This is a genomic window from Schlesneria sp. (assembly GCF_036405755.1).
GTDB classification, from domain to species: Bacteria; Planctomycetota; Planctomycetia; order Planctomycetales; family Planctomycetaceae; genus Schlesneria; species Schlesneria sphaerica.
In genome coordinates, this window is record NZ_DASWWZ010000113.1 from 13,328 (window position 1) to 31,736 (window position 18,409).

An 18,409-nucleotide genomic window follows, 5' to 3' on the forward strand; every position below is an offset into this window, starting at 1 on the left:
TTATTCCAGGGAACCGATCAGCCCACACCCGACGCTGTACGACGGATGTGGGCGGACAATCTGGGCGAAGGCCGATAGAGAGAAGAGAGCTCAACTGAGCCCTTTGACTTCCCAGCCCTTACGGGGAGGCTTACGCAGTCGAATGGCAGCTTCAGGTTTATTCTTAAACTGCAGGCTGGCAGCGTCCCACTCAAGGGTTTCCTGAGGGAAGAAAGTCGCGACACCTCCCAGCAGGACACTCTCGGTCAGTGGGCCCGCGTAGCCAAAGTGGGCCGATGTTTTTCCCTTACCTCGCACGGCATCAATGAACTGATGCCAATGATTGATGTCATCCAGCTTCGGCCGGGCATAGTCCTTGTAGGTCTCTTCCGGCAGGAGAATTGGCATTTCGACGTGGGGTAACAGCAACGCCCCTTTTTCACCGATGAACAGTGAGCCTTGCTCGGGCAAGGGTCGGTTTTTCAACCATCGCGAGGTGATCTCGTCCCCCGGTCGCTCGTCCCCGTCATACCAGGTGATGGGAACCACCGGTCCGGTGGTGTGCTTCGTCTGAGGAAACGTGAGATGCACCACAGCATTATTGGCCCAGTTATGGGCATTGGGCGCAGGCCCCGTCGACTTCAGCGTCAATGGAGCAGTCAGTTCGAGAGCCTTGAACACAGGGTCGAAAATATGGCATCCCATATCCCCGAATGTTCCCGTACCAAAATCGAGTCGACGGCGCCAGCTACCCGGATGGTAGTAACCTCCACCGATGAAGGGGCGCGTTTCACAGACCCCCTGCCATTGGTCCCAGTTCAGACTGTCGGGTACCGGATCGCTGCGATCGGGTCGCTCGGTATCGTCGCCCCATTTTTTACTACTCCAGGAATGAACGCTGGTGACCTTCCCGATCGCTCCTTCCTGAATCAACTGCACCGCCGAGCGATAGGCAGGATGAGAGTGAATCTGAATCCCCATCTGGGTCACCAGATTTTTCTTTCCCGCGTATTCTGCCAATCGTCTTGAATCATAAACGTCATGCGTCAGCGGCTTCTGACCGTAAACATGCAGTCCCCGCTCCATTGACGCCATCGCCATCGAAGCATGCATGTGGTCAGGGGTCGAAACATTGACGGAATCCAGCTTTCCCTCTTCCGCGTCCAGCATCTGCCGCCAGTCCTGGTAGACGCGCAATTCAGGAAAGGTCTGCTTCAGCTTCTCGGCCCGTTGCAGGTCGACTTCAGCAACGCAGGTCAATTTCACCTGAGGATGTGTGATGATGGCAGATAGGTCGGCGAACGCCATTCCCGACGCACCAAAGCTGGCATGACGGACGACGTCATTCGGCGAAGCGGCTCGCAGATTCCGGATGAATACCGGAGCTGCGAATGCGCCGAGGGCAGCCTGTTTCAGAAACGAGCGTCGACTTGACTGATGATCGCGAGACATCGACCGACCTTTCGAATGAGAAGCCGCAGTTCAGCTCAGTTGAAAAGGAAATGACAAATATCACCATCCTGCATCACATAGCTTTTGCCTTCCACCCGCAATTTGCCAGCGGATCGGATTTCTTTTTCGGACTTGTAGGTTTCCAGATCAGCCAGGGTGTAGACCTCGGCCCGAATGAAGCCTTTCTCGAAATCAGTATGGATCACCCCCGCAGCCTGAGGGGCCGTCGCCCCAATCGGAATTGTCCAGGCCCGTACTTCGATCTCGCCCGCCGTGAAGTAGCTCTGCAGACCGAGAACTCGGTAGGCCTCACGCGCCAGAACGGCCAATGCGGGTTCCGACAAACCGGCTCCCTCAAGCATTTCTTTCCGATCAGCCTCGTCGAGTTCCGCGATTTCCGCTTCGAGCTTCGCACAGACGGGGACAACGGAAGCCCCGACCTTATTCGCAAAGTCACGAACCTGCTGGACAAGCTTTCCAGTGCCTTCCAGGTCGTTTTCGTCGACGTTCGCCACGTACAAAATGGGTTTCGCTGTCATCAAGCCGTAACTGGAGACGACCTTGGCTTCATTCTCGTCGAATTCCATTTTCCGCAGCGGCTGGTCTGTGGTCAGATGCGCCAGGCATTTCTTGATCACCTCGACCCGCAGCTTCGCGTCCTTGTCGCCGCTTCGAGCGGTTCGCTCAGCCTTCGCCAGCGAATTTTCCAAGGTCTGGATATCCGCCAGCATCAGTTCAATCTCAATCGTTTCGATATCGGCGACGGGATTCACCGTACCGGAAACGTGAATGACATCGGGATCGTCGAAGCAGCGAACGACCTGGAGAATGGCGTCGACTTCACGGATATGAGTCAGGAACTTATTGCCCAACCCCTGCCCTTCGCTGGCCCCTTTCACAATCCCCGCGATATCGACCAGCTTCAGCGCGGCGGGGACCAGCTTTTTGGGCACGATGTACTGACTGATCCGACGCAACCGGTCATCGGGAACGCTGACGATTCCTTCGTTCGGCTCAATCGTACAAAACGGATAGTTTGCACTCTGAGCCGCCTTCGACATGGTGAGTGCATTGAACAAAGTACTTTTGCCCACATTGGGGAGCCCGACGATTCCAGCTTCCATGATACCGCGACGACCTTTGCGAGATTTTTTTGATAGAGCCGGTGGAATCTCGTTGCGGACAGGTGCCCATGCAAACGAATCTCACCGCGACGATTGATATCAAACCGCTTGATCAATGTCACGCGGGTTGCACGAGAGCACGCGGAGCGAACGACCGCTCAACGCATCGAAACAGACTTGCCTCGAAATGGCAAGATGTCAGAAGTTATCGATTACAGCGTCCCATCCTCATTTGCAGATGAGTGTCCAGGAGCTGATTGCACAAAACAGGTCAGAAAAATCGAAAGTAGCGAGGGCGGGACTTGAACCCGCGACCCCAGGCTTATGAAGCCTGTGCTCTAACCAGCTGAGCTACCTCGCCATCATCGATGCCCTGAGAGGACACTCGAGTGAACCGTTGGTTCAGATCGGAAGTTTAGCAATTTCGTGTGGGCGGACAAGCGTCGGTCCAAGGTTCCGTTTGATTTGATCCGTTCTCGCCACTGCAGAGTCCATTTATGCCAGCACAAACCCCACGCCGTCATCCGCACATCCGCGATTCAAACACGGAAATGTCAAAGCAGAAAGCGTGCAGCCAGCGCAAGGGCCGCCGTCTCGATCCTCAGAATCTGCCCACCGAGATGAATCGTCCCCGCCCCGCGAGAGAGGGCCAGTGCGACTTCTTCTTCCGAGAATCCCCCTTCAGGCCCGATCGCGAAAATGATGGGGTTTGTGTCGCTCGCACATTTCCGAAGCAATTCCTCGACCGACCCTCCTTGAGGATGGGCCACGAACAGGTGGGAGCCCGGTTCGGTCACCTCAATAAACTTGCTCCAGGGAGTGACGGCCGCGATTTCCATCAGATGGTTCCGGCACGACTGCTTACAGGCGGCAATAACTGTCTGACGGAGCTTATCCAGTTTGCTCTCGCGTGGGTCCACGACGCTCCGCGTGGTCGTGATGGGAATGATGCGAGTCACGCCCAGTTCTGTGGCCTTCTCGATCAGCCAGTCAAATCGGTCTCCCTTGGGAACAGCCGTCGCAAGAACCAGCTCTCTCGATGCCGTCGGTGTCCGTCGCGTCTCCAGAACATCGAGCGTGACATCCCGCTTGCGGAGCTGCACGACACGGCAGGTCGCAACCAGCCCCCGCCCGTCGAACAGCTCAGCCGAATCACCCACCTGAGTCCTCAAGACGTGGATCATGTGGTGGGCTTCACTGTCCGCAAGGCAGACGGAACCAGTCTCAGGAAGTTGAGGTGAATAGAACCGATGAGTCATTGTTTAGAGCTGCCACCGGTCGGGCAGGATGGTCCCTTTGGGAATGACGATGACGCCATCCTGAATAACGACCGCGGGATTTTCGGGAACCTTCAATACGTCGCCGCCCCGCACATGGACTCCGTCGCCAATACGACAATTTTTGTCCACGATGACTCCATCCAGCAGACAGCCATCCCCGACACCAATACTGGGAATCCCTGCATTCGCATCGGCCTGGATCTCTTCTTCACTCTGATAGTCGTCCGAACCCATCAGGATCGAATTTGCAATGGTGACGTTTTTGCCAATCTTGCATCTCAGCCCGATGACGCTGTTTTCAATCGTGGAACCTTCGCCAATGACGCAACCATCCGCAATCAGACTTCGTTTAACATGCACGCCGTCGCAGCGACTGGGAGGAAGGAACCGGGCATGGGTGTAAATTGGCCGCTCCTGGTCCTCGAGCTTGAACGGCGCATTCGGCAACGTCAGATCGAGATTCGCCTCGTAGAACGATCGAATCGTTCCAATATCTTCCCAATAGCCATCGAAGAGATGGGCATGCACGTGATGAGTGCGGATCGACATGGGAAAGACCTCTTTGCCGAAGTCCTGGTAGTCCGACTTCGAAAGCAGGTCCACCAGAGTCTTCAGATTGAAGAGGTAGATCCCCATGCTGGCCAGGCAATCGCGACCGTGACTTTTCACACCCCGCGCATCAATCCAGGCGGGATCGGTTCGAACGAGATTGTCGATCTCTTCATCCGACTTCGGCTTCTCAAGAAACCCCTTAACCCGCCCTTCGTCGTCCACACGCATGATACCGAAGCCACGCGCTGCCTCGCGCGTGACTGGCAACGCCGCGATCGACACGTGAGCCCCTGCTTCCTTATGAGCTTCCAGCATCTTGGCGAAGTCCATGCGGTAGAGCTGGTCGCCAGAGAGGATCAGAACGTAGTCATAGCCTGCTTGATCAAAATGACGAAGATTCTTGCGAACTGCGTCCGCCGTACCTTCGTACCAGTTATTTCCTTCCATCGTTTGCTGAGCGGCCAGAATCTCAACAAACCCTCCGTCAAACTGATCGAAACTGTACGTCTGGCGAATGTGGGCATGCAGACTCACCGAGTTGAATTGAGTCAGCAGAAAGATGCGGTTAATCCCGCTGTTGATGCAGTTCGAAATCGGGATGTCGATCAGACGATACTTTCCCGCCAGTGGGACGGCCGGCTTCGATCGAACTTCCGTCAGTGGGAAGAGGCGGCTCCCTTTTCCCCCGCCGAGAATGACAGCCAGCACATTTTTCATCGTAAAGTCCTCGAAAACAGGGGCGTTTCAATGCTTGCACCCACCGCCTGGATACCTTCAATTTCGCCCAGCAGGGGTACCAAAAGCGTCGAATCAGGCGAGGGAGTGGGCGTTACACAATAGCGAGTGCAACTTGGAAACGGGAGCAATCGGGCTCAGAAACAAACCGGCCTTTTCCCGCCGTCGACCGACCGTCTAGGGAGACACTCTTGTGTCACGGAAAGACCAGTCAAGACTGGACTTAAGCCCAGCAAGCTCTTCCGTCAGGATTGGCATGGCGCCGACTCGACTGGCGACAAGGGCGCCAAACTGGTTGGCTAACGTCAGTGACGCTTCCAGAGACCACTTCTGCAGATGGCCATAGATAATCGCCGCAGTAAAGGCATCACCCGCACCGACGGTGTCGCCGACTTCAACGGGAATTCCCGGTAGTTCGATGACCTCGTCACACGTCACGGCCAGACAGCCCCGACTCCCCCGGGTGACACAGACCAGCCGGAGTCCAGGATGATCGTCGAGGAGACCTTTTGCGAAGCGAATTTCGTCGTCGGAACCGAACTCAAACAGTTTGGCGAGGACTTTGACTTCGTCATCGTTCAGTTTGACGATATCCGACTGGGCGATGGACTTGAGAATCCAGTCCTTTGCAAAGAACGGGGGACGAAGGTTCACGTCGTACACGATCAGGCAATCATCGGAAGTGAGCCGCAAACAATGATGAATCGTACTGCGAGAGACCGGCCTTCTCTGCCCCAGTGTCCCGAAGCAGATCGCCTTGGCGGACCTGACTGCATCCAGCAACTCTTGCTCGGGTTCCAGGAAGTCCCAGGCAGAGTTTTCCAGAAAGGTGTACCCCGCATTATTCTTCGACGCGGGCCAGATGGTGACCGTACCTGTGTGATGCTTCGAGTCACGCTGGACAAGGTCGGTACTGAGCCCACGCGATCGAAGGAACTGACAAAGCTCATCCCCCAGTTCCTCAACACCGACACGCGTGGCGACCGCCGCCGACAGTCCAAGCTGCTGGGCATGAAAGGCCACATTCGCGGGAGCACCACCGGGAAGACGGCCATGAGGAAAACAATCCCACAGAAGCTCGCCCAGTCCAATCATTTGCACAGTCTGATTCATTCGATTGCTTTCAATCCGATCGATGATGGACGGTCGGGCAAGACCTTCGACGGATTCAACGATTTTCGGAGATGTTTTGTTGTATTTAAGGGAGAAAAAACTTGCTCGTCAGGAGAAACACCAACGCATCGCTACAGACCAGGGTTCGGCACCGGTGCGGGAGGGGGAGGGGTTGGAACAGTCTGGTCCACAGCCTGAATTACCTGGGGAACCTGTTTCAGGTCCCACCCGTTTTCGTCGGCTTCGAAAATGTATGTTCCCGCTGTCAATTGATATCGCATTGGCAGACTGCGATTCCCCCCCCGCAAAAATTCAATCGTCCAGACCCGGTCGTCCACGAACGTCTGATGATACCCCGGCTTGATCGTGTACGTTGTTCCGTTCAATACATACGAAAGTGCCCCCGTCGCTTCTTTCGGAAAGATCAACTTGATCTCGGCGGTCCCGCCCGTCCCCCGAGCGGCTGTTACTTTCGAATTGTTAAGAAACTTGTTCGACTTCTGCTCGATGATGACTGGAGGTTGAGAAGATTCAATGATCGTCGTAGCAGGGAAAATTGATGGACCTGACGAGATTACCGTCTGGTACGACGATCCAGGGGTGTAGACATACCCGTTTCCGCCGTGTGTGTATTCGATTACTCCACCACGAGTTGCATTATTCAAGACTGTTCTGGAAGGATAGACACCTCCCACGACAATCGTCCGAGGTGCCAGCAGAGTGTTTGTTGCAACGACCGGCCCGGGCCCTCCATAGCCTGCCGAATAGTAGCCCCCCGAGTAACCGCTTAGCCCGACGGAATACCCAATACTGTTGGAATACCCAAGTCCGCTGAAACCACCCGGATAGTATCCGCCCGAGGTGTAGCCGCCCCCATGATAGTGCCCGGGGACGGCCATGAAAGTTGCCGGGCCGGCCATCGTCTGGCGTCCGTAGTCATCAGTGTAAGTTCCGTACTGGTCGACGGACCGACCTTCGACGCCAACCGCCCGGCCATTGGAATCGAGCCCCATGCTGCGAGGATATTGCATCTCAGCAGGCGTACTGCCGACGTAGATCTGCTGGGCATTGGCCTGGCCCTGCGTCCACAACGCGCCAATTGCCACAGTGACACCCAGAAGCATCCATCGGTGAGCAGACATGGTCATGTCCCTTCAGCAGCGAGCTCGAAAGACTTTGTACCTGAGATTGTCATCCAGTCTCAGGGGTAAGTCAATTGGATGCCGATGCAGCCTCGCGCAGAAGTCGAAGTGCAGTCTCGACAAGCATTTCGCCGGAACCGGGCTTCGTTGCAGAGTTTGTCACTTCGTAACTCCCCCCGGCATAGGCGGGACGGTTGGGGATGTAGATCGTTTCGACACAGTTCGACAGTTCGATCACCAGAGTCGTTTTGAAGGGAGACCCCTGCTTGATGGCCATACCCAGTTCGACGAAGACCTCGCCCGGAAGACAGACAATTGCCACGTCTTGTCCCAGTGTAATGACGTTCACTTCCGCGGGAATCGTCTCGCCGATCCCCTTCAGCGAATGGCTCAGTCCCCACGTGATGTGATCAATGGCGTTGGCGTAGGGTTCACGATGGCGGAATTGATCGAGCATAATTTTCTTGTGCGCGGTGACGTGATCAAAAAAGTCCACCGTTTCCTTGCGGTAAGCCTTTTGCAGGATCTCGATCGCCCACTTCACTTCGTCTTCAGTCGCTTCCTGCAGAGGGAGTTGGACGACTTCCGACTTCGCGACGAGTTTCGTCTTCGCCAACGGCTTGAGCTTCCCCAGGTCACGCTCTATGGATTCCGCGATGCTGGTTCCAATGTAGTCGGCCTTGTTTCGCTCTTTGCTGTTAGGATTGACGTGATTGATGTCTCCACAGCAACCCGTTCCGAAGATCGAAACCACTTCATTCCCAAGGGATTTCTTGAGTGCCTGATCAATAAAGTACGGGTAGTCCGCGCTCCATCGCATGCCGCCGACGGTATCGAGATGCAGTGCGAAATTGCTGAGAATCCCCCTCGCCACACCGGTCTCATCGCGAACAGCTAGCAGTTCGATTCGGGGATCGATTGGGCCGGCAGCTCGGACAACGTCAGGATTATCATGACTCTGCCACGTCTTGACGCTGCCGTCGCGCATGACAGAGCGGCGGTTAAACGAAACAGGGATCAGTTGTGTCGCCGATCCCGCTTCCAGAAGCGCAGGCTTCGCCGTCGCATGAGCCTTGCGAATGGCATCCGCTGGGCCAGCAATCAGCTTCTCGATGAATTCTGCCCGCATCGGTGCCTGATTCTCTTTCCCGAGCTTCAGGTAAAGCTCCTTCATATAATCCGGCGCGGTGTGCGAGTGCGTGGCCGTGATCACAATATTGGAAACCGGGATCCCCGTTTCTGTCGAGGCTCGCTTGCGAATCTCCTTCACCAGATCCGTAGCAATCCCAATCAGGTCGCAGACAACCAGCGCCGCCGAAGTATCGCCGTCCCGGAAGACAATTGCTTTCGCCTTCAGCGGGTCAATCACCCCTTCTGCCAGTCGTTCGTGGTAGTAGCCCGCCATAGGAAAACCGACAGGAGGGGTGATGTCCACCTCCGCGATTCCCACTCGCAATGCCTCGCCACCGAAAACCTCCGGGTGGGAGTACGTCACAAGACAAACAAGCAGCAACCCCACCGATCTGAACAAAGGAGCAAAGTTCATGACGATCCTTATCCAACCGAATTCTTCTTGACGTTCCAGTGCGTTCTACATCACCCGCTCGATCGCACGGGTAATCTGGGCTGATCGTAGCGACATTCAGATCGAGTTGCACCCGCCGTGGCTGTCCAATAATTGAAGAACTGGAGGAACCATTGCAGTCAGTAACCGCGCAAAGACGGACCTGCGACAACGCACTAAAATGACGTGAGGAAGGGATCGGTCAGATACGCACAGAGTTCTGGAACACGCGGAGCGATCCGAGTTCAGTTCGCTCTGTGCTGACCGGAAGGAGGCGTCTTACGCCCCCCATGGACCAGTAGCGCGGAAGTCACCTTTTCTTCGAACTCGGGCATTCGGAGTCGAATTCGAAGAATCGGCTCCATCCCGGAATCCTCAACTGTGGTCGACCGTTTCGCTTCCGGGAACGACAGCGGGGGTCGGGTCCGTCACGATCGAAATGTGAGAAAAGGCGCGTCGCAGTAAGAACCGGTTCCACCACCCCAGCTTCGTGCCACGGACATTGAGCCACTCAAGCGACGGTAAGCATGGCAGCAGCTTACGCAACGATCGAGCGTCCGCACCTGTGCCGCTCAGGTTAAGGCTGCGCAGCACGTCGAACGACGAAAGATGATTCAGCCCCTGGCTGGTGATTCGGCTTCCCGTCAAATCAAGCTCGACGAGGAAATGAGCTTTATGGTCAGCGAGAAACTTCAGAAAGTTGTCGCCGTCGGCGACATGATGCAGCTTGATCCGTCGCAGTCGCTCGGCCAAATGAGCAAAGTCTTCTCCGCACGACTTTTCCATCCAGGGGATCCGTTCAACCTGAACTCGTCCGCCTCGCTTGATGACTTCAGCGACCACTTCCTCCTGCAAAAGATAAGGCTCTACGCGAGCGGCAATCCATTCACGGCGACTACCAGAGAAGGCGACAAATTCCAGCGCTTGATCGTAAGCGTCCTTCAGCCGATTGAAGTCAGCAGGATCTCCCCCTCGATCAGGATGGGCCAGTAATGCCTTGGCGCGATAAGCTGCTTTGACGTCCGCTGCTTCGTAAGGAGGCAATAGCCCCAGTACTTCCATGAACGCGGGACGTTCAGATCCGGTTTCCTGTAAAGCGACGTCGACTTTGTCCGTTTGTCTCTGCAACTGAATACCTTTCCCGACCGAGCAACCGCTTTTCAAAAGGCAGTTACACCCAAACTGAGTCCGACTTAATTATCTGGAGAAGCCGGCTCGATCGAAGGACCGACACGCTTTCAGCGTCGGTCAACGACCACCGTACAGAACGCAAACGCCACATGCCCTTAAGTGACATTTGCCAAATCTGGCTCTCACAAACAGTCGCCGCTTTGGGTGAAGCAGCAGCACCCTGACCGACGAGTTCTGTTTCTTCCTGTTGCCAAAGTATGGCTCGGTTCTAACGGCGTCAAACGACAATGGCGACGACCCTGCAGTTCACGTGCAAATTTGTGGGGTTTGGTTATGCCCTGCGGATTACCCTGATTCGGGCTTCATTCTGCAGGCAGAAATCCCCAGCTTCTTTTGTCAGGCACTCGTTGAACTCAGGTGGTTTGGGATCTACGCTGGAGACAAAAGTACCGGTGGCAGGATGCCTCGACCAACGTTTTTGCTTTCAGGAAACGGCCCATGGACCGAGATTCCTTTCATCGACTTTGCCTGACATTTGTCATGGTCGTGTGTTCGGTCGTCCCGTCGCTCGGACAGAATCAGGAAAATGTGGACCCACCCTACCTCGTGGGAATGATCAGCCTGATCGCACGCGAGCCCGTCCTGCGAGAACTTCAAATTGAGCCAGACTCGGATGAACTTCTGCGAATTCGCCTGCTGCTCAAGTCCTTTCCAGTCACCTTGAAACAGAGGATCAATTTTCCTGCCCAGGAAGATCGGAAACAGCCCAGAACGCCTCAGGAGGTATTTGCTGACGTCGAATCCGAGTACGTTGAGCAACTGAAGGTCCTGCTCACACCATCACAGTATGACCGGCTTCGACAGATTCACTGGCAACGCTGGGGCTTTCAGGCACTGCACGACGCCGAGCTGAGAGAAGCCCTGGAGCTGACCGCAGAACAGGTCGATGGGCTGAACTCGTTACACAACCTGTTCGAAACTCAGAAACGTGACATCGAGAGTCAAAGAGATGCCTTGCAAGACCGAGGAGGTGACATCAGCGACGTCCGGGCATCGCTGCGAAAGATCACGAAAGACCGTGATCGCGCCTATGATGACGTACTGACCGCCGACCAGCGGATTCGATTTGCCGAGCTCAAAGGGCGACTGTTCAAACTCTCCCGGCCCGAGACAGCGACGAAGCCTGAACCGCCGGTCATCGCGCAGCCACGCTCACGGGGAATCCTGTTCCTTGTCAGTAAGGAACCGGTGGTAGTGGAACTGGGGATTGAAAATGATTACCCCCTCGTCGCAAAACTGCGGGCACTCGCGAAAGAATACACGTCTGAACTGAATGAAGTGCGTCGAAAATCCAGAGGAGAAGAGCAAAACTGGAGGCAGGAACTGGAGTCTAAACTGTACGACAAGTATGTTGTCGACCTGAAAGCGATGCTGACAGCAAACCAGTTCGAGCGATTACAACAGATCTACTGGCAGCAACTGGGAAATGAAGCACTCAACGAGAAGGAGGTTGCGTCAGCACTGGAAATCACAGCGGATCAGCAGCATTTGATTGCAGAACTGAACCAGGAACTGGTCAAAAAGGTCCGAATGCTGATAGGCCTTCCGGGTCGTAATGCAGGAGCAGCAGATCTCGCAGACCGTTTGAAGCAGGAAATTCTGGCAACGAAACAGGAACTCGACGAACAGGTTCTCCAAGTGCTGACAACATCCCAGCGAGATCTGTTCGAACAACTGAAGGGAAAGCCCTTCAATTTGGATCAACTGAAGTCACACCTTGTGAATGATCCTAAGGCTTTTCCCTCCAAATAAACTGAGGCAGTCCGCTGGAGTGGAGTGTCACTTACTTACCGATTTATTCTGAGTGCAGCAGGTCTGAACCTGCGAGACTCCCACCTACCGGAGAGGTTATGAAATACGCGATCTGTCAGGAATTGTTTGAGAATTGGGACTGGGCACGACAGTGTCGCTTCATCGCAGAAACGGGTTACACCGGTATCGAACTGGCCCCCTTCACCCTTGCTTCTCGAATCTCAGACGTCTCTTCCGAGCAGCGGCGAGAACTGAAGTCCGTCGCAGCAGATCACGGACTGACGATTTGTGGGCTGCACTGGCTGCTGGCAAAAACAGAAGGGTTTCACCTCACGACCAACGACCAGGCTGTCCGTAAAGCAACCACGGACTATCTGATCGAATTGGGGAAAGCCTGCGCCGATCTGGGGGGCGAAGTCATGGTTTTCGGTTCGCCCCTCCAGCGCAACATTCAACCTGGAGTTTCACGGGAGCAAGCGTACGACAATGCAGCCGAGGTTTTTCGTAACGCCCTGCCTGCATTCGCCGACCGGGGTGTCAAAATCGTGATGGAGCCACTCACGACAAAAGAAACCAACTTCGTCAATTCCTGTGCAGAGGCAGTGGAACTGATCAACCGAGTGGACCACCCGGGTATCGTGCTGCACCAGGATGTGAAAGCGATGCTGAGCGAATCCGTGTCGATTCCTGATCTGATCAAGCAGTACGCTTCTATCACGGGCCACTTCCACGTGAACGACGACAATCTGCTGGGACCAGGAATGGGCCGGACGGACTACCGTCCCATCATCCAGGCCCTGCTCGAAACGAACTACAGCGGATGGGTCAGCGTCGAGGTTTTCGACTACAAGCCTGGGGCTGAACTTATTGCCCGTGAAAGCATCAATTACCTCAAGCGGATTTATGACGAAGTTTCTGCCACGGGACGTTCAACGGGAAATGGAGGTCCAAAGTGATTCACGACGACGCTAGCCTGAAAGTGGATCTTGGGCCACGATCGTATGAAATCGCCATTGTCACCGATCAACTCAGCTCGTGCGGGAAACTGTTTGAGAACTGGTGGTACGTACGAGATGGCATGTCATCGGCTTTTTGCACTCAGCCACCGCCACAGGGAAGTGTCTGGATCGCTGAGAAGCGTCCTGTGGAGCGTCCGTTCGCGTTTCTCGTGACGGACGAGAACCTGTTTAACTCGCACGGACGTGTCGTCTGTCAATCGCTTATCGAGGCTGGATGGCGATGTGAAACGGAAGTTCTCCCGGCGGGCGAGACATCCAAGTCGGCGGAAATGTTGACGCGTCTGCATGATCGACTGATCGCGCTGAACGCGGATCGCCGCACACTGATCGTCGCGGTCGGCGGCGGAGTGATTGGGGATCTTGCGGGATTCCTAGCTGCCACCTACATGCGAGGGCTTCCCTTCGTCCAGGTACCCACCACCCTGCTGTCTGCAGTCGACAGTTCAGTTGGTGGTAAGACCGGTATTAACCACACTCGCGCCAAGAACATGATTGGCGCGTTCTATCAGCCGATCGGAGTCCTGATCGACACGGCAACACTCGCCACACTCCCGGCACGTGAATATCGTGCGGGGCTGGCCGAAGTCGTGAAGTACGGTGTGATTCTGGACGCTGAATTTCTGACATATCTCGAACACCACATCGAAGCCATCAACAATCGAGATCCCCTCGTTCTTCGGCATATTATTGCCCGCAGCTGCCGACTGAAGGCAAGTGTGGTGGAACAGGACGAATTCGAGACCAGAGGACTGCGTGCCGCTCTTAACTACGGCCACACGTTTGGTCACGCTTTCGAGGCACTTGCTGGATACGGCGAACTGCTGCACGGTGAGGCGGTGGCAATCGGGATGATTCACGCCAGTCGCCTTGCCGAACAACGCGGTTTGATCGACGCCGCACTGACCGCGCGACAAATCAGTCTGCTGGAAGCTCTCCATCTTCCGACCGCACTTCCTGACACGCTGCGGCTGTCGGACGATGATGTGATCTCTCGGATGCGATTGGACAAAAAATCTGTCTCCGGAAGCTTGAGGTTCGTCCTGCCGATCCGGGCAGGCGCCGTCAAAACCTTCTCTGACGTCCCTGAATCGGACGTGCGAAATGTCCTCAACCACTCGCGGTAAAAGCCCGCAAGAAGTGAGTCTGGAGTGAAGATGTGGCTGCAGACTCCTGCGGCCACATTCCGTTCCAGATGGGATACCATCGCCGCTTGACCGGAATCCAAAGATCCATTCTGCATCTCTGTCTGGACCGAAGACGAGGGCGATCGATGTTGCTTCCGGTAAACATTGATCGCCCGATGTCGTATTGCGGCAGCGTTCTCATCAGCAAACAGCCCGGGCCTGATCAGGATTCACCGTTTGCTGTCACGTGCTGTTATTACAATCCAGTACAAAGTCGACGCATGAATTCACGGGGGTTTGGGGAATCTTCTCCAGTGGAATTCACCTCATGAATGAGGCATGCCGGGCATAAATCCCGTCATCAGCAGAGGTGGCATTCCGTTTGCAATTGCGAAGGAGAGTCCCGCCGTTGCTATTGATGAGGCCTGTATGCTGTCCGTGAATTCTGGAATCTCAACTCGCTCTGTTGCGGAACTAGCACTGCTTGTTTCGCGTCTCGGACAAGCCCATCGCCACTGTGATGAGCCTGTCTCGCACGACGCGATCCGAATATTCTGGCAAAGCAACCGGCAACTCCAGCAACGCTGGACGGCGCTTCTCGCTAGGGGGCTAGAAGACCCGAAACGGAATCTCAGCCTGTTAGAGCAAATCGCTCCCCGACTGTTCGTCTGTGAGATGCTCGTCCGCACCTGGGCGACATGCCTTTCTGCACATGACAAAGTCACCAATTCCACCGACCTGACTCGCGTCTGTCGAAACATTGTCAGTGGTCTTTTCCAGTTGCGACTGGAAGTCTTGTCTCGGCTGGTCAGCCTCCCCGAGGAGTATGATCTCCCGTTCCGAAACCTGGACAGACTGCGTCGTCAATGCGATCGATCGACCGACCTGCTGGTATCGATGGTGGCATCTGACAGCGAATCATTCGAGTTTGCATTCGACCGGGAACGAGCGAGCGATTTTCACGAGAGCACTGGCTCCGCCGATGCTCAACCTGGCCACAACCCTATCGAAGATCTCGTCTCCGCGGGACTTCGCATGAACTTTATTCAGCAGCTCTCGGACACTCCGGTGGACGAGCCTGAGTTCGCCGCGATGATGCAGTCCATCCTCGCGAACTTGCCGAATTTCGAGTCGACCCGGAATCAGCGGCTCTTGAAGTCACTCGAATGGAAGATCGCCACAAGTCTCTGCTGAAACGAGCATTCTACGAGAGGCGCGACGTCGATCGATCAGGTGGTCCCGCTTCGGTAACAGACCACAGCGAAGACAGTGCAAACTCCAATTACGCCGTAAGCCAGCAGCCAATCGATATTATGGACAGAGTGCGCCTCGTCATCCGAGACCCGTGACTGTGATTCCTCGAGCCGCGTTTCAGTCTTTCTCGATCTCGCGGGAACTTCCACATTCTCGAATTCCGGCATCTCGACGTTTTCATCATCCAGGTCACCGAGAGTGACAGCGCGCTGCTCGCGGTCGGAAAAGCGGGCCTCTCCCTCATTGAGCTGCTCAATGGCGGGCGTTGCCATCGGGGTCTCATCCTCCGTTTGGATTGACGTATTAATCGACGGGATCGATTCATCGAGGACGGGTTCAATTGAAGGCGAAATTGAATCTCCAACGGGATCGACAAACTTGAGCGATACGCTGCGATTGGCCCTCACGATCGCCCCCGGTTGGACCGATTTGAGCCCGCGTTCGGGAAGTGTTTCTGCAGTATTCAGATCCAGCGGTAGACCCAGAGTTACCGCTTCGGAGGATGGCAGGATCCCATCCAGTTCAACTGCCGATGTTTTCTTCACGCGGCGAAACAAAGCCGTCCAATTACGGTTCTTGCGCGTCAGCTCTTTGAGCTCTTGCTCAGGCGAGTTGGGATCGATCTTTTTTTCCAGAGGGTCGACAGTGTCCTTTGTAGCCTTTCCGGACTCCGAACGCCCGAGTTCCGACTCAGGGAGATCTCCCACCGCTTCCATTTGGCCTTCAATTCGCCGCACGACATCCGCGGGCCGGTCTTCATCGGGATGGAAATCCAACTGGTGCGAATCGCTCAACTGCTGCGCCAAGTCCGCCATCTCGAGTGCCTGTTCGTGTTGTCCCGTCGATAACAACGCTTTGGCACGGGCGATCAGTAAGTCCACCCGATTTCGCTGCTCCTTGATGGTCTCGCTCTGCTGGGGCAAAGCACGGGCCTGTTGCAAGTCATTGTTGAGCGCCGCATCCAGACGTTCTAAAGGAGACCTGTTTCGATCCGACTTCAACGACGCTTGTGCACTCTCTTCGGTCGTCGCTGGGGATTCGGGCGTTGTCGACGCCTCACCCGATGACCAGGAGTCAATCCGGGGCAACCAGGAAGTGACGCGAGAAAACTGCGATCTCGGAACGGCTTCACCTTCAACGACCGATTGATTCGAATCGGAATCCGTCGGAACGTCATCATTGATGGCGACGTTGGCAGCAACCGTCGGCTCGGAACTCTTTTGCGATTCGGCGACTTGTTGTTCGGACAACCGAACTGGCCAGCGCACGGGAGGAACCCGTTGCCAAAACGATTTCATCGCGGGGCGAGCGTAAGTACAGCCACTTTGCCCCACCAGCATCAAGAGCACCCCAGTCACCAGCAGGACCTGATGAGGGTGGCGTCCAGAAGCGGATTGATGTTTCAAAATGGCAGACAATGTGAGCGTCCCAACTCCGGCAAAGAACACGTACTACCGTTTTCTATCGACCGGCCACACTTTGACGCTGAATCAAAAGGGAGTTGGAACAAGGACTTATCTGCGTCGATCGGCAGATTCTGCCGAATCGGGGCGGTTTCAGAACGTAATTTTCAGTGACCCCGGCGGCGTTGCGTTCAGTTCCCTCCCCCCGCGATCCCCACAGCAACGTTTCGGTCGCCAACCGGTGTACTTCAATCAATCAGGCGGCAGACGTGCGTTGTGATTTCACCTTGTTTAGACTGTGAACAAGTTCCGGGAGATCGGGCATGCCAGTTCGCATGCGATTACCCAGGATTCGCCCTGTTTGAACTACCCTCGATTGGAAATCGCAGATCGTTATGTCTTCACGCGATTCGATTCTTGCATCAGTTCGTCGACAACTTCCTCAATCGGCTCCGTTACCTCCCTTGGACGGGCCCTGGATTCGATACGAAGACCCCGTTGCACAGTTCGTTTCGGTACTCGAGTCGATCGGCGGCCGTGCTATCCGAGTCGCGTCTGAAGCAGACATCCGGGAACATCTGAATGCGCTTCCACAGTTCGCATCCGCATCCAAGACGCTGTCGCTTGTTACGACTGCTGTGACAGGTAACGTCGACCTTGATGCGATCGCTGACCCTCACCAGCTTTCTGACGTCGACTTCGCGATTTTGCCCGGAGGAGTCGCCGTCGCCGAAAACGCCGCCGTGTGGGTCAGTGACGAGGCCGTCAAACACAGGGTCATTTATTTTCTCTGCCAGCACCTTTCACTTGTGGTTCAGGCCAGCGCAATCGTAAACAACCTGTACGAGGCTTATGAGCGGCTTGACGTGACTGGTTCGCCTTATGGGGGGTTCATTGCCGGGCCCTCGAAGACCGCGGATATCGAACAGTCGCTGGTGATCGGAGCTCATGGATCCCGATCGATGACGATTTTCATCGTCGGATGATCCACAACGAAACCGTCGCAAAGGGAAACGATTGGCAGAGATCACTACGAACGAACGAGATGAATCCGGTCCCTTGTCACTGTGGGACGCAGTGAGTCTGGTGATCGGAATCGTCATCGGCAGCACGATCTACAAGACACCCGGAATCATCTGCAGTAATGTCCCCAGCCCCGCAGCCGCATTAACGCTGTGGGTGTTGTGCGGAGGACTCTCATTTGTTGGTGCCCTCTGCTACGCCGAACTTGCCACCACCTATTCCCGGTCGGGCGGCGAGTATAACTATCTGACGCGAGCTTTCGGACCCTGGGCTGGATTTCTGTTTGGATGGTCCCAACTGGCGATTATTCAAACTGGCAGTATTGGCGCTCTTTCTTACGTCTTTGCGGAATACGCAGTCGAAGTCTTTCACGCCCCACCAGCCAGCGTCGTGTGGTTTGCGCTCGGTTCCGTCGTCGGACTCACACTGATCAATATGCTGGGAGTCCACGCTGGGCGTCACACGCAAAAGGTGCTCGTCGCAGCGAAGCTGCTGGGTCTGGTCATGCTGATTGCCGTCGGACTTTCTTCAAATTCGGGTGCTGAAATGACAGCAACCAAACCGATTACCGGGCCGGGGTGGTCACTGGCGATGATTCTGGTTCTTTACGCATATGGCGGCTGGAATGATGCCGCTTTCGTCACTGCAGAAGTTCGCAACCGATCACGAAATATTCCGCTCGCACTGCTTTACGGGTTAGGA

General features: G+C 55.3%; 15 protein-coding genes and 1 tRNA gene. 6 read left to right on the top strand and 10 right to left on the bottom strand.

Translation table 11 applies throughout. The features are described from left to right. Positions 1–90 precede the first annotated feature (90 nt). The 9 genes from VGE80_RS03895 to VGE80_RS03935 all read right to left on the bottom strand — a co-directional run bounded on the left by VGE80_RS03895 (position 91) and on the right by VGE80_RS03935 (position 10,069). Positions 91–1,431 (bottom strand): Gfo/Idh/MocA family protein, encoded by a 1,341-nt coding sequence (locus VGE80_RS03895; RefSeq protein WP_373650720.1) that lies wholly within the window; start codon positions 1,429–1,431, stop codon positions 91–93. A 35-nt stretch (positions 1,432–1,466) separates the two neighbouring features. Next, on the bottom strand, positions 1,467–2,555 hold the full coding sequence (gene ychF / locus VGE80_RS03900) for a redox-regulated ATPase YchF (protein ID WP_373650719.1): 1,089 nt from the start codon (positions 2,553–2,555) through the stop codon (positions 1,467–1,469). A gap of 287 nt (positions 2,556–2,842) precedes the next feature. Further along, positions 2,843–2,916: transfer RNA gene (locus VGE80_RS03905), tRNA-Met, on the bottom strand. A gap of 193 nt (positions 2,917–3,109) precedes the next feature. Next, entirely contained in the window at positions 3,110–3,814 is a 705-nt protein-coding gene (locus tag VGE80_RS03910; RefSeq protein WP_373650718.1) for an RsmE family RNA methyltransferase, read from the bottom strand. Positions 3,815–3,817: 3 nt separating this feature from the next. Next, positions 3,818–5,104, bottom strand: coding sequence for a glucose-1-phosphate adenylyltransferase (locus VGE80_RS03915; protein ID WP_440591742.1), 1,287 nt, complete (start codon positions 5,102–5,104; stop codon positions 3,818–3,820). Between the two features lie 195 nt (positions 5,105–5,299). Beyond that, complete coding sequence (locus VGE80_RS03920; RefSeq protein ID WP_373650716.1) at positions 5,300–6,235, bottom strand: carbohydrate kinase family protein; 936 nt, start codon at positions 6,233–6,235, stop codon at positions 5,300–5,302. Between the two features lie 131 nt (positions 6,236–6,366). Next, complete coding sequence (locus VGE80_RS03925) at positions 6,367–7,377, bottom strand: hypothetical protein (protein ID WP_373650715.1); 1,011 nt, start codon at positions 7,375–7,377, stop codon at positions 6,367–6,369. Positions 7,378–7,447: 70 nt separating this feature from the next. Beyond that, positions 7,448–8,923 (bottom strand): neutral/alkaline non-lysosomal ceramidase N-terminal domain-containing protein, encoded by a 1,476-nt coding sequence (locus VGE80_RS03930; RefSeq protein ID WP_373650714.1) that lies wholly within the window; start codon positions 8,921–8,923, stop codon positions 7,448–7,450. A 393-nt stretch (positions 8,924–9,316) separates the two neighbouring features. Then, positions 9,317–10,069, bottom strand: coding sequence for a hypothetical protein (locus VGE80_RS03935; protein ID WP_373650713.1), 753 nt, complete (start codon positions 10,067–10,069; stop codon positions 9,317–9,319). A 501-nt stretch (positions 10,070–10,570) separates the two neighbouring features. On the opposite strand from VGE80_RS03935, the gene VGE80_RS03940 reads away from it, so the two are divergent. The 4 genes from VGE80_RS03940 to VGE80_RS03955 all read left to right on the top strand — a co-directional run bounded on the left by VGE80_RS03940 (position 10,571) and on the right by VGE80_RS03955 (position 15,221). Beyond that, positions 10,571–11,884 carry a hypothetical protein gene (locus tag VGE80_RS03940; protein ID WP_440591743.1) on the top strand — a complete coding sequence of 438 codons (1,314 nt, stop codon included), beginning with the start codon at positions 10,571–10,573 and terminating at the stop codon, positions 11,882–11,884. Positions 11,885–11,982: 98 nt separating this feature from the next. Continuing rightward, a complete protein-coding gene (locus VGE80_RS03945; RefSeq protein ID WP_440591744.1) occupies positions 11,983–12,840 on the top strand; it encodes a sugar phosphate isomerase/epimerase family protein in 858 nt (285 codons plus the stop codon). After that, a complete protein-coding gene (aroB, locus tag VGE80_RS03950; protein WP_440591745.1) occupies positions 12,837–14,027 on the top strand; it encodes a 3-dehydroquinate synthase in 1,191 nt (396 codons plus the stop codon). The genes VGE80_RS03945 and aroB overlap by 4 nt, the downstream gene beginning before the upstream one ends. A gap of 429 nt (positions 14,028–14,456) precedes the next feature. Continuing rightward, positions 14,457–15,221, top strand: a complete 765-nt coding sequence (locus VGE80_RS03955) for a hypothetical protein (protein WP_440591746.1) — start codon at positions 14,457–14,459, stop codon at positions 15,219–15,221. Between the two features lie 35 nt (positions 15,222–15,256). Here the strand turns inward: VGE80_RS03955 and VGE80_RS03960 are convergent, their stop codons facing one another. Then, positions 15,257–16,699 (bottom strand): hypothetical protein, encoded by a 1,443-nt coding sequence (locus VGE80_RS03960; RefSeq protein ID WP_440591747.1) that lies wholly within the window; start codon positions 16,697–16,699, stop codon positions 15,257–15,259. A 380-nt stretch (positions 16,700–17,079) separates the two neighbouring features. Between VGE80_RS03960 and VGE80_RS03965 the strand changes: the two genes are divergently transcribed. Further along, positions 17,080–17,670 carry a LutC/YkgG family protein gene (locus tag VGE80_RS03965; RefSeq protein ID WP_397571216.1) on the top strand — a complete coding sequence of 197 codons (591 nt, stop codon included), beginning with the start codon at positions 17,080–17,082 and terminating at the stop codon, positions 17,668–17,670. A gap of 31 nt (positions 17,671–17,701) precedes the next feature. Continuing rightward, on the top strand, positions 17,702–18,409 hold a 708-nt coding region (locus VGE80_RS03970; RefSeq protein WP_440591748.1), incomplete at its 3' end, for an amino acid permease.

Bases quoted from the DNA above. Each gene is read 5' to 3' on its own strand.
- VGE80_RS03930 (WP_373650714.1), bottom strand. From the start codon at position 8,923: ATGAACTTTGCTCCTTTGTTCAGATCGGTGGGGTTGCTGCTTGTTTGT.
- VGE80_RS03965 (WP_397571216.1), top strand. From the start codon at position 17,080: ATGTCTTCACGCGATTCGATTCTTGCATCAGTTCGTCGACAACTTCCT.
- VGE80_RS03955 (WP_440591746.1), top strand. From the start codon at position 14,457: ATGCTGTCCGTGAATTCTGGAATCTCAACTCGCTCTGTTGCGGAACTA.
- VGE80_RS03895 (WP_373650720.1), bottom strand. From the start codon at position 1,431: ATGTCTCGCGATCATCAGTCAAGTCGACGCTCGTTTCTGAAACAGGCT.
- VGE80_RS03910 (WP_373650718.1), bottom strand. From the start codon at position 3,814: ATGACTCATCGGTTCTATTCACCTCAACTTCCTGAGACTGGTTCCGTC.
- VGE80_RS03940 (WP_440591743.1), top strand. From the start codon at position 10,571: ATGGACCGAGATTCCTTTCATCGACTTTGCCTGACATTTGTCATGGTC.
- VGE80_RS03915 (WP_440591742.1), bottom strand. From the start codon at position 5,104: ATGAAAAATGTGCTGGCTGTCATTCTCGGCGGGGGAAAAGGGAGCCGC.
- VGE80_RS03945 (WP_440591744.1), top strand. From the start codon at position 11,983: ATGAAATACGCGATCTGTCAGGAATTGTTTGAGAATTGGGACTGGGCA.
- VGE80_RS03925 (WP_373650715.1), bottom strand. From the start codon at position 7,377: ATGTCTGCTCACCGATGGATGCTTCTGGGTGTCACTGTGGCAATTGGC.
- ychF (WP_373650719.1), bottom strand. From the start codon at position 2,555: ATGGAAGCTGGAATCGTCGGGCTCCCCAATGTGGGCAAAAGTACTTTG.
- VGE80_RS03920 (WP_373650716.1), bottom strand. From the start codon at position 6,235: ATGAATCAGACTGTGCAAATGATTGGACTGGGCGAGCTTCTGTGGGAT.